The organism is Achromobacter sp. HZ34, assembly GCF_002209485.1.
Lineage (GTDB): Bacteria > Pseudomonadota > Gammaproteobacteria > Burkholderiales > Burkholderiaceae_B > Bordetella_C.
Genome location: NZ_NJIX01000006.1, coordinates 1 through 10,591, shown reverse-complemented (window position 1 = coordinate 10,591; position 10,591 = coordinate 1). Strand labels below are relative to the sequence as shown.

The 10,591-nt window shown below is 63.3% G+C and carries 8 protein-coding genes and 1 other RNA gene; 3 read left to right on the top strand and 6 right to left on the bottom strand.

Annotation, left to right across the window (positions count from 1 at the left end; all coding sequences use genetic code 11):
* Nucleotides 1-8 precede the first annotated feature (8 nt).
* The 3 genes from mraZ to acpA all read right to left on the bottom strand — a co-directional run bounded on the left by mraZ (nucleotide 9) and on the right by acpA (nucleotide 2,983).
* Nucleotides 9-437: a division/cell wall cluster transcriptional repressor MraZ gene (mraZ, locus tag CEY05_RS22365; RefSeq protein WP_057655355.1), complete on the bottom strand. Its 429-nt coding sequence runs from the start codon at nucleotides 435-437 to the stop codon at nucleotides 9-11.
* Between the two features lie 247 nt (nucleotides 438-684).
* An RNA gene (gene rnpB, locus CEY05_RS22360) (RNase P RNA component class A) lies at nucleotides 685-1,100 on the bottom strand.
* Between the two features lie 146 nt (nucleotides 1,101-1,246).
* On the bottom strand, nucleotides 1,247-2,983 hold the full coding sequence (gene acpA / locus CEY05_RS22355; RefSeq protein WP_088599480.1) for an acid phosphatase: 1,737 nt from the start codon (nucleotides 2,981-2,983) through the stop codon (nucleotides 1,247-1,249).
* Between the two features lie 365 nt (nucleotides 2,984-3,348).
* Here acpA and CEY05_RS22350 point away from each other — a divergent pair, with 365 nt between their 5' ends.
* Nucleotides 3,349-4,869 carry a cytochrome-c peroxidase gene (locus CEY05_RS22350; RefSeq protein WP_198952875.1) on the top strand — a complete coding sequence of 507 codons (1,521 nt, stop codon included), beginning with the start codon at nucleotides 3,349-3,351 and terminating at the stop codon, nucleotides 4,867-4,869.
* Between the two features lie 182 nt (nucleotides 4,870-5,051).
* Nucleotides 5,052-6,896, top strand: coding sequence for an ATP-binding cassette domain-containing protein (locus CEY05_RS22345; protein ID WP_088599479.1), 1,845 nt, complete (start codon nucleotides 5,052-5,054; stop codon nucleotides 6,894-6,896).
* Nucleotides 6,897-6,930: 34 nt separating this feature from the next.
* Here CEY05_RS22345 and pyrC read toward each other — a convergent pair whose 3' ends face one another.
* Together pyrC and CEY05_RS22335 are read right to left on the bottom strand one after the other, a co-directional pair.
* Nucleotides 6,931-7,995 carry a dihydroorotase gene (pyrC, locus tag CEY05_RS22340; protein ID WP_088599820.1) on the bottom strand — a complete coding sequence of 355 codons (1,065 nt, stop codon included), beginning with the start codon at nucleotides 7,993-7,995 and terminating at the stop codon, nucleotides 6,931-6,933.
* A 163-nt stretch (nucleotides 7,996-8,158) separates the two neighbouring features.
* A complete protein-coding gene (locus CEY05_RS22335) occupies nucleotides 8,159-9,352 on the bottom strand; it encodes a M20 aminoacylase family protein (protein WP_088599478.1) in 1,194 nt (397 codons plus the stop codon).
* Nucleotides 9,353-9,502: 150 nt separating this feature from the next.
* Between CEY05_RS22335 and CEY05_RS22330 the strand changes: the two genes are divergently transcribed.
* Nucleotides 9,503-9,781, top strand: a complete 279-nt coding sequence (locus tag CEY05_RS22330) for an SWIB/MDM2 domain-containing protein (protein ID WP_088599477.1) — start codon at nucleotides 9,503-9,505, stop codon at nucleotides 9,779-9,781.
* Nucleotides 9,782-9,920: 139 nt separating this feature from the next.
* On the opposite strand, the gene CEY05_RS22325 is transcribed toward CEY05_RS22330, so the two are convergent.
* Entirely contained in the window at nucleotides 9,921-10,286 is a 366-nt protein-coding gene (locus CEY05_RS22325) for a hypothetical protein (protein ID WP_088599476.1), read from the bottom strand.
* Nucleotides 10,287-10,591 lie beyond the last annotated feature (305 nt).

Below are 10,591 nucleotides of genomic sequence, written 5' to 3'. Positions count from 1 at the left end.
AGCCCGCGTCAGAAAGAAAACTGGTTGAGAACGTCCGGCATGCCCTGCGCCAGATCTTCCGCCTCACGGCGGGCCAATGCAGTGGCATCCCACAACTCGAAGTGCGCGCCCATGCCGAGCATCATCACTTCGCGGGTCATGCCAGCGGCATTGCGCAACTCCGGCGCGATCAAAATGCGGCCCGAGCCGTCCAGCTCCACATCCTGCGCATTTCCCAGCAGCAGTCGTTGCAATGCGCGCGCGGACATGGGCAAGGCAGCGATTGCCTCACGCTTCTTCTCCCACTCCTGGCGCGGATACATCAACAGGCAGCCGTCTGGATGACGGGTCAGGGTGAGGCGGCCTTCCGCCTGGGACGTCAGGGCGTCGCGGTGCCGAGTCGGGATAGACACCCGACCCTTCGCATCCAGCGTTAACGCGCTGCTTCCCTGGAACACCCCTCTCCCCCACTTAATTGCACAAAAACCTACTTTTTCCCACTCTACGGGATGGTTAATGCGCGGTCAAGCAGAGCGACACAATTTTTTCAATCACAACAAGGACTTAGCCGAACCCGCCGTTGAGCACAAAAGAAAACCCCCTGATAAATCAGGGGGTTGTCGTCTGAAATCAAAGTCCTACATGAGACTTCGGCGCTAAAAGGTAACTTCCTCGCCTTACTTGTGTCGATTTCAGTGGAAAGCAAGGCAAGACGAATCTATGGGCCGGATTCTGTACACCGGGGATAACCCCGATGGGCAATCATTCCTCTGGCCCGGCCATTACTGGCCGGATCTAGCCACCTACCCGCATGCTCGAACGGAGCCGCCCTTCCCGATCCGAAGACCGTGCGCATGCCTATTTGATGTTGCTCCGGGTAGAGGTTGCCGCGTTTCACCCTGCGATGCCGCCGGCCGTTACCGGCCGGCGCGACACGGAGTGGCCGTGCCTGTGCGGAAGTTGCCTCCCGCCCGCTTCGCAGACTCGTCTCTGTGGCCCTGTTCCTCACCTTGCCGATGTTGCCACCGGCCCGGCGGACGGCCGTTAGCCGCTACCCTGCCCTATGGAGTCCGGACCTTCCTCGAAGCGCGTGAGCGCCCCGCGATTGCCCGATTCGTCTTGCGGAGCGCATTGTACCCGGCTTAGGCAAGCCGCTTCAGCGAGCCGCTTCAGCAAGCCGCTTCAGCAAGCCATGGAAAAGCCGTTCCCCGTCGGGGGACGGGGAACGGCTTTGGCTGGAGCAGGACTGGCCCCCGCTCGCGCGGGATTACGACGCCGTGGCGCTCGTGTCCAGCGTGTTGCTCAGGTCGCCCTGGTCCACACCGTTGGCCTTCAGGCCATCTTCACGCACCTGCAGACCCGGCAGCGTGGGCAGGTCCCAGCGGCGGGTGATGAAGCGCAGGATCGAAGTGGTGTCGTACATCGTGTGGTCGACATAGCCCTTGCGCACGGTCGGGCCGGCGACGATGGCGGGGATGCGCGAACCCGGCCCGAAGCGATCGCCCTTGGGCGGTGCCACGTGATCCCAGATACCGCCGTTTTCGTCATACGTCACGACGACCAGCATGTGGCCCCACTGCGGGCTCTTTTCCAGTTCGGCGATGATGTCGGCGATGTGCTGGTCACCACGCTTCACGTCGGCGTAGCCGCTGTGCTCGTTCAGGTTGCCGACCGGTTTGTAGAATGCCACCGGGGGCAGCTTGCCGGCACGGATATCGGCGATGAACTGCTCGCCGTTCACGCCGCCGTCCTTCAAGTGATCCGCACGCTCGGCGATCCCGGCCGCCGTGGTCGGATCGAAGCGCTTGAAGTAGTTGAAGGGCTGGTGGTGAAACTGGAAATTGACGAAGGCGGTCTTGCCGTCAGCCTGCAGGCCGGTGCCGGAGTAATCCGAACCGACGTAGCCGGCGGGATTCGTGGCACGCGCCGTCTGGAAGGCCCAGCCGCCCGAGTACCAGGCCCACTCGACGTTCTTGTCGGTCAGGTAGTCGCCGATGGTGGGGCCGGATTGCGGCGGCAGCACGCCCGTGTTTGACTGGTCGGCCAGCAGAGGCTCGGGGGTCGCGCCCGAAACCGTCGCCGGTGCGACGCCGCTGGGCTGGTAAGGCGGCTGCATGGTGTTGACGGCATAGCCGTCAGGCGTCAGCGCGCCGCTCAGCGTGAAGATCGACGCGGCACTCGTGGTCAGCGCCGAGACGCCGGCGGAGGCAGGCTTCACGGTCAGGTGGTAGCCCTGCGGACCATCGTCCAGTACGGAGACCTTGCCCACGTTCGCCGTGGTGATCGGATCGACCGGCGCGGCGGCCGTGATCAGGTATTGGTGGTTGAGGAAGGAACCACCGAAGGCGCCCATGAAGAAATGGTCGGCCATCGTGTACTTCTGCGCCACTTTCCACAGGGGCAGATTGGTGGCATTGCCCGTGAAGTGGCCCATCACCAGACCACCGCCGTTGTCGGCCCAGGCGGCGAACATATTGTTCTTGCCACCGTTGATCTGCATCTGGTTCTGGTAGAAGTTGTGCCACATGTCCGCGTTGACCGCGTTGATGTCGACACCCGGATATATTTCATTGATGGCGAACGGCGCGTTGACCATGCCCGTGGTCTGGGTGGTCGTCACCGTCGGCACGGTCGTGTCGAATTGCGCGGCGGGGACGGTCAGGCCGGCCCACACTTGCGGCAGCGAGGTCAGCACCGTGGTGCCGTCGCGATCGACCTGCTTCTCGTACGTCGCGGTCGCCAGCGGGCTGTCGATGCCGGGAAAGTCGCTGTACAGGTTGTCGAAGCTGCGGTTTTCCGCGTAGATCACCACGACGTTCTGGATGTTGTCCACGGCCTTGGTGGCCAGCTCTTCCTGCGTGGGGGCGGGGGTGGACGTTACAGGCGGCGTAACGGGCGTCGACGGGGTATCGTCGTCATCGCCACTGCTGCCGCCACAGGCGGCCAGGCCGGTGGCCAATGCCACGGCTACCAACGGCGCAATGATCTTATGCGTGTTCTTCATTTAGGGCTTTCCTCTTTCTTGTGCGGGGGAAGTATTCGATGTCCGGACATCGAGCGCCGCTATGTTGAAGTTCAACGATGTGAACTTCGTGAACAAGCGCTTAAAGAAATCTGAATGCATGAAGAAAATTCAGGGCTGCGCTGTATAGGCATTCAGACTTCAGTCAACGGACTTGAGCAAACCTGAAATATTGGCTGTTTACGCTGCGGACCGCGGCCTGCCTGATAAGTAAGCAGGCAGGCCCGTGATTCGCGCGTTCGATTTTTCCCCGTCTGGCGCGTGGGCCATCCCGATCAACGTTGACCACGGCAACTTTGCCGCGGCGATTTACGCCACGGCTCCCTCCGCCGCTCTGCTGCCACGACATGCCTTTGCCTTCACGCCCCACGGTTCGTCACACCGTCTCCCTTCCCTCCCGCCGCCTGCACTGGCGCGGCGTGTTGTGCACCGTGGTGGCCACGATGCTGGCAATCGGTATCAGCGGAGCGCTGGCCTTGTGGGGTGAACGCAGCCAGGGGGCGACAACGAGCGGTTCCACGCCAGCGGCCACGGGCGCTGCCCCGGCCACGGCGGCGGCTACGTCCGCCCCTGCCACGACCGCCGCCGCTGGCCAGCAAAGCGTCTACGATAAATTCCCGGAACCGCCGGTGACGTACGACCGGGCTTACGCCAGGCAACGCGCAGCGGACATCGCCAATCTGGGCGCGCTGTTGTTCAAGGACAAGACGCTGTCGGCATCGGGACAGCAATCCTGCGCCACCTGTCATAGCCCGGAAAATCATTACGGTCCGCCCAATGACCTGTCGGTACAACTGGGCGGCCCGGACATGAAGCACCCGGGCGTGCGTGCCGTGCCGTCCCTTATGTATCTGGAGACGGTACCCAACTTCGATGAACACTTCGTCGACTCTGAAGAAGAAGGCGACAACACCACCGATGCCGGCCCCACCGGCGGCTTGACCTGGGACGGCCGTGTCGACCACGCGAGCGCGCAGGCGCGCATTCCGCTGCTCGATCCGCAAGAGATGGCCAACTCGGATATCGCCAGCATCGTCGAGAACGTGCGCAAGAGTCCGAATGCCGACACGATCCGCAAGTTATTCGGCGGCCATGTGTTCGATACGGACGAGAAGGCATTCCACGCCATCACCCAGGCGCTTGAGTATTACCAGAACGACGCACGGCTCTTCTTCCCGTTTTCGAGCAAGTACGACGCCGCCGTGCGCGGCCTGACCAAGCTCACCGACCAGGAGATGCGAGGGGCGAGGTTGTTCGAGGCCGCCGACAAGGGCAACTGCGCAAGCTGCCACCGCTTCGCCGTGCCGGGACAGTTGCCCGTCTTCAACGACTTCGGCCTGATCGGCCTGGGCTTGCCGCGCAATCCTGCGATTCCTGCTAATAAGAACCCCGCGTATTTCGACCAGGGGCTGTGCGGTCCGCTGCGCAAGGACCTGACGGATCATCCGGAATACTGCGGCCTGTTCCGCTCGCCCACGCTGCGCAATGTCGGCACGCGCAAGGTCTTTTTCCATAATGGGGTGTTCCACGATCTGCACCAGGTGGTCGAGTGGTACGTCACGCGCGATACCAATCCGGAGAAGTGGTACCCGCGCAATACCGACGGCAGCATCGCCAAGTTCAACGACCTGTCCTCGGCCAGCATGCACGAGAACGTCAATATGGATCCGCCCTTCGGCGGCAAGCCCGGCGGCAAGCCCGGCGACAAGCCGGCGCTGACGCCGGCGGAAATCGACGACGTCGTCGCTTTCCTCAATACGCTGACCGACGGCTACTACGACCCCAGCAAGCCGCCGGCACCGGTGGCGCAGGCGCAGGCGCAGGCGCAAGGTGCCGGGACGGCAGCAGCGCCCGCCACCACACATTGAGCATCCGTGCAGTCACGCACAATGCGGTCCAGGGGCCTCGGCTTCGGGCCATGGCCATGGCCCGGGGCCATGAGGCCCCGGCCGAGCGTCTCGGGCCACGACCGCCGGCCTGAGGCCCGCCTCGGGCGGGCGCCCCGGCTTCCTGCGACAATAGCGCTTTGCACGCACCTGCCTCGGCGCTCATGGCCCCCACCACGCTCATCACCTTTACCAACGTCCAGCTGGCCTACGGCCACCACCCATTGCTGGACCATGCCGACTTCTCCATTCTTGGCGGCGAACGCATCGGCCTGATCGGCCGCAACGGCGCGGGCAAGTCGTCCATGTTGCGCCTGCTCGACGGCCGCACCCAGCCCGATGACGGCGACGTCGCCCGCGCCGCCGGCCTGCGCGTGGCCACGGTGGAGCAGGAACCCGAGCTCGACGAGACCATGACGGTGTTCGACGTGGTCAACAGTACCGACGAAGACCACGAAGACTGGCAACGCGCCTCGCGCGTGCGGGCGCTGCTGGAACGACTGGGCCTGCCCAATGACGCCCTTATCGCCGGCCTGTCCGGCGGCACGCGCAAGCGCGTCGCCCTGGCGCGCGCGCTTGCCGGCAACCCCGACCTGTTGCTGCTGGACGAACCCACCAACCATCTGGACTTCACCGGCATCGCCTGGCTGGAAGACCTGCTGCGCGGGTGGAAAGGCAGCGCCGTCATCATCACCCACGATCGCCGCTTCCTCGATGCCATCGCCACGCGCATCGTCGAACTGGATCGGGGCCGCCTGCTCAGCTTCCCCGGCAATTTTTCGCAGTGGCAGGAACGCAAGGCGCAATGGCTGGAGTCGGAACGGCTGGAACAGGCCCGTTTCGACAAGCTGCTGGCGCAGGAAGAAGTCTGGATACGCAAAGGCGTCGAAGCCCGCCGCACCCGCAACGAGGGCCGCGTGCGCCGCCTGGAACAGCTGCGTTACGAACGCGCCGAGCGGCGTGAACGCCAGGGCAACGTCAATCTGGCGCTGGCCGAGGGCAATCGCTCCGGCAAGCTGGTGGCTGAACTGGAGCACGTCAGCAAGGCCTTCGAAGGCCGCAACGTGGTCAGTGACTACTCCACCACCCTGTTGCGCGGCGACCGCATCGGCATCATCGGACCGAATGGCGCCGGCAAGACCACGCTGCTCAAGCTGATGCTGGGCCGCCTGCAGCCGGATAGCGGCACGGTACGCATGGGCACCAACGTTGAAGTAGCGTACTTCGACCAGATGCGTTCCCAGCTCAATGAAACCGACACGCTGGCCGACGTCATCAGCCCGGGCAGCGAATGGGTGGAAATCGGCGGCACGCGCAAGCACGTCATGAGCTACCTTGGTGACTTCCTGTTCTCGCCCGCGCGCGCCGGTTCGCCCGTCAGCAGCCTGTCGGGCGGCGAACGCGCGCGCCTGCTGCTGGCGCGCCTGTTCGCCCGGCCGGCCAACGTCCTGGTGCTGGACGAGCCGACCAACGACCTGGACATCGAGACGCTGGAACTGCTGGAAGCGCTGCTGCAGGAATACACGGGTACGGTGCTGTTGGTCAGCCATGACCGCGAATTCCTCAACAACGTGGTGACGCAGACCATCGCCAGCGATGGCCCCGGCATCTGGAACGACTACGTCGGCGGCTATGACGACTGGCTGGCGCAGCGGCGTGTGATTGCGCCGGAAACGGAAGCCAAGCCGGAGGGCAAGTCCGCCTCGTCCGCTTCATCCGCCGAGCCGGCCGCGCAGGACAAGAGCGCAGCGGCGCCGGCCAAACCCAAGCCGGCCAAGACCGCTCGCCTGAGCAGTTGGGAAACGCGCGAACTGGACGGCCTGCCCGACGCCCTCGCCGCGCTGGAGGCAGAGCAGGCGGAATTGTCCGCCAAGCTTGCCGATGGCTCGCTTTATCGCGATGCGCCCGACGAGGTGACCCGCATCAACGCACGCATAGCGGCCATCGAGCAAGAGCTGGAAACCAAGCTGGAGCGCTGGGAAGCGCTGGAAGCGCGGCGCGACGGCTGAAGCAAGGTGCCGCAAGGTGCCGCGAGCATCCTGCTTACGCGTGCACCTGCCAATCCAGCGTTTCGCCTGCGGCCAGAGGGACAAGCGTGGTCGCGCCGTACGGCACTTCTTCAGGAATGGTGTAGGGCTTGCGGATCAGGGTCAGCGTATCGCGATTGCGCGGCAAGCCGTAGAAGTCCGCGCCATGGTGGCTGGCGAATCCTTCCAGTTTGTCCAGCGCCCCCGCCAGGTCGAAAGCCTGCGCATACAGCGACATGGCATGCAAGGCGTTATAGCAACCGGCACAACCGCAACCATGTTCCTTCAAGCCGCGCGCGTGCGGCGCGCTGTCGGTGCCCAGAAAGAAACGCGGGCTGCCGCTGATGGCGGCCTCGACCAGCGCCGCCCGGTGCACCTCGCGCTTGAGGATGGGCAGGCAATAGTAGTGCGGCCGCACGCCACCGGTGAAAATGGCATTGCGGTTGTACAGCAAGTGCTGCGGCGTGATGGTGGCGGCGACCGGACCTTCGGCATCGCGCACATAGTGCGCCCCTTCCTTGGTCGTGATGTGCTCGAAGACCACCTTCAATTCGGGAAAGGCCTTGCGCAGCGGCAGCATCACCTGGTCGATGAACAGGGCTTCGCGGTCGAACACGTCGGTGGCCGGGTCGGTCACCTCGCCATGCACCAGCAGCGGCATGCCCTGTTTTTGCAGGGCTTCCAACGCCGGGCGGCATTTGCCGAGCAGATCCGTCACGCCAGCCGCCGAGTTGGTGGTCGCGCCTGCCGGATACAGCTTCACGGCATGCACGAATCCCGATTCGCTGGCGCGCACGATTTCTTCCGCCGGCGTATTGTCAGTCAGATATAGCGTCATCAAGGGCTTGAACGCATTCGGTGCGACGCCGGCGGCGGCCAGCGCGGACAGGATGCGTTCGCGATACGCCGCGGCCTGTTCCGTGGTAGTCACCGGCGGCTTCAGGTTGGGCATGATGATGGCGCGAGCGAACTGGCGTGCGGTATCGGGGACCACGGCTTGCAGTGCCTCGCCGTCGCGCACGTGCAAGTGCCAGTCGTCGGGGCGCGTGATGGTCAGGAGCGCGGGCGTGGAGGTAGTCATAAGCTTGGATTCTTCAATACAGCCGCGCATGGCGGTTTGAGGTTTCGGCCCCGCCATGGCGTTGGCGAGGCTGCAAAGAGGTCGGATGAGCGGTCTTACCAGGACGGACTTTCCCGAAAGGTCTTACCCGAACGGGTCTTCCTGAATCGCCCTTCTCCAGACTTTACTGCGACAGGGGCATGCCGCGCTCGGCCAGGGCGCAAAACATCGCGCTGCCCAGCGGGATCACCGCGTCGTTGAAGTCGAAGTGGGAATTATGCAGCGTGCAGCCGGATTCGGCGCCACCTTGGCCGAGCCGGAAATACGCCCCCGGCCGGGCCTGCAGCATGAAGGAGAAATCCTCCGACCCCATGGACGGTACCAGATCGCGCACCACGTTTTCCTTGCCTATCATTTCGGTGGCGATGTCGGCGACCAGGTTGGCGTGCTGCGGCGTGTTGAGCGTTGCGGGGTAGATGCGCTCATACTGCACCTCGGCCGTCGCGCCAAACGCGCCGGCGATGGACGTCGCCAATTCCCGCATGCGCTTTTCCAGCAATTCCTGCACGGTCTTGCGGAAGGTGCGCGCGGTGCCGACCAGCTTGGCTTCGCGGGGAATCACGCTCATCGCCCCCGGATTGCCGGCCTGCATCGAACCGATCGACAGCACGGCGGAATCCAGCGGATTGACGTTGCGCGACACGATGGTCTGCAGCGCCGTGATCAGGTGGCCCGCCACCACCACGGGATCGATGGTCTGGTAGGGATGCGCGCCATGCCCGCCGCGGCCGTTGATGGTGATCTCGAAGCGATCGGCCGCGGCCATCATGGGGCCGGGATTGATGCCGACCGAATTGGGCGGCAGGCCCGGCCAGTTGTGCAGGGCGTAGATCGCGTCGCAGGGAAAGGTATCGAACAGGCCGTCCTCCAGCATGGCCTTGGCACCGCCGCGGCCTTCTTCGGCCGGCTGGAAGATCAGTACCGCGGTACCGTCGAAATTGCGTGTCTGTGCCAGGTAGCGCGCCGCGCCCAGCAGCATGGTCGTATGGCCATCATGGCCGCAGCCGTGCATCAAGCCCTGCTTGGTCGAGCGGTGGCCGAAGGCATTGTCCTCGGTCATCGGCAAGGCATCCATGTCGGCGCGCAAGCCTATCATGCGGCCGCTGTCGTTGCCCTTGCCGCGAATGACGCCCACCACCCCGGTTTTGCCGATGCCGCGATGAACTTCGATGCCCAAGGCTTCCAGGCCGCCGGCAACAATGCCCGACGTGCGCACTTCTTCGAAGCCCAATTCGGGATGTGCATGCAAATCCCGGCGTATCGCGGTCAATTCGTCGTGAAAAAGCCGGATCGATTCCAATGGTGTGCGTGGGTACATGGATGAAGGTTACACAAATCCAAGTTGAAGAGATTCGGAGGTGATTTTAGTTGCTACAGACCATAAATGCCTTTGTCTTTGCTGCGTAGACACGTTATGCTCCGGCCGCAGGATTCATTTTTCCAACACTCAGAGAAGGAGAGCCGGATTATGGCCACCCCCTCCAAAACCGCGACTGCCCGCAAGCCGAATGCCGCGTTCATGAAGCCGCTGACCCCCAGCGCGGACTTGGCTGCCGTCATCGGCCCCGAGGCTGTGCCGCGTACCGAGGTCACCAAGAAGATTTGGGAATACATCAAGAAGCACAACCTGCAAGACGCCAGCAACAAGCGCAATATCAATGCTGACGACAAGCTGCGCCCGCTGTTTGGTAAAGACCAGGTGTCGATGTTCGAATTGACCAAGCTGGTCAATGCGCACTTGAAGTAAATCGCGTCAAGCGAAATCAGCAGGAGTCGTGCACTGCATGCTGCCCGTTGCGCAGCTGCGGCACTCCTGCCGAAACGAATAAAAAAAATGGCTGGCATTGCGCCAGCCATTTTTCTTTTCGCATATTCCTTTCAGCCAATCACGCGTAGGCCGCGGGGCCGCGTCCTTCCAGCAAGGCAAGCCAGCCCTTGATAAGGCGATAGAGCACCCAGACGACGGTAGCTGCCACACCTATCCAACCCAGGAAGATCAGCGTTGCAATGGCGCTGATGGCCAGCCACAGCAGGGCCCACCAGAACGTGCGCAGCAGCCAGTCGAAATGGCTGGCATAGAAGGTACCCGCGGTGTCCGCGCGCTTGACGTACATCAGCACGACGCCCGCGATGGTCGCCATGCAAAGCAGGCCACCGGTAAGAAAACCAAGCGCGAACAACCCGTATGCGACATGCGTCAGCGTGCGCAGATCGAGGCCGTTGGAGGTGACAGGGATCTGGGGGTCACTCACGATGCTGCTCCTTCGAAATAGTGCCGGACAATGTTACCCCACATCGAAAAGCGAGCGAGCATGGTCGCGGCCACGCGGGCGTTACGTTGTTATTTGCTGACGATTGCGCAGGAAAGGCTTGCGTTCGCGCATAAAGAGAAAAAGCCCACCAGGTCTGCCTGGTGGGCTTTACGTTTTCCGCGCGTACAAAGACAGAACTGCAAAGACAAACCCCCGCTGGGGATACCAGCGGGGGTTTGAGCAATAAGAGCCTGACGATGACCTACTTTCACAGACGTCCGTCCACTATCATCGGCGCAAAGTCG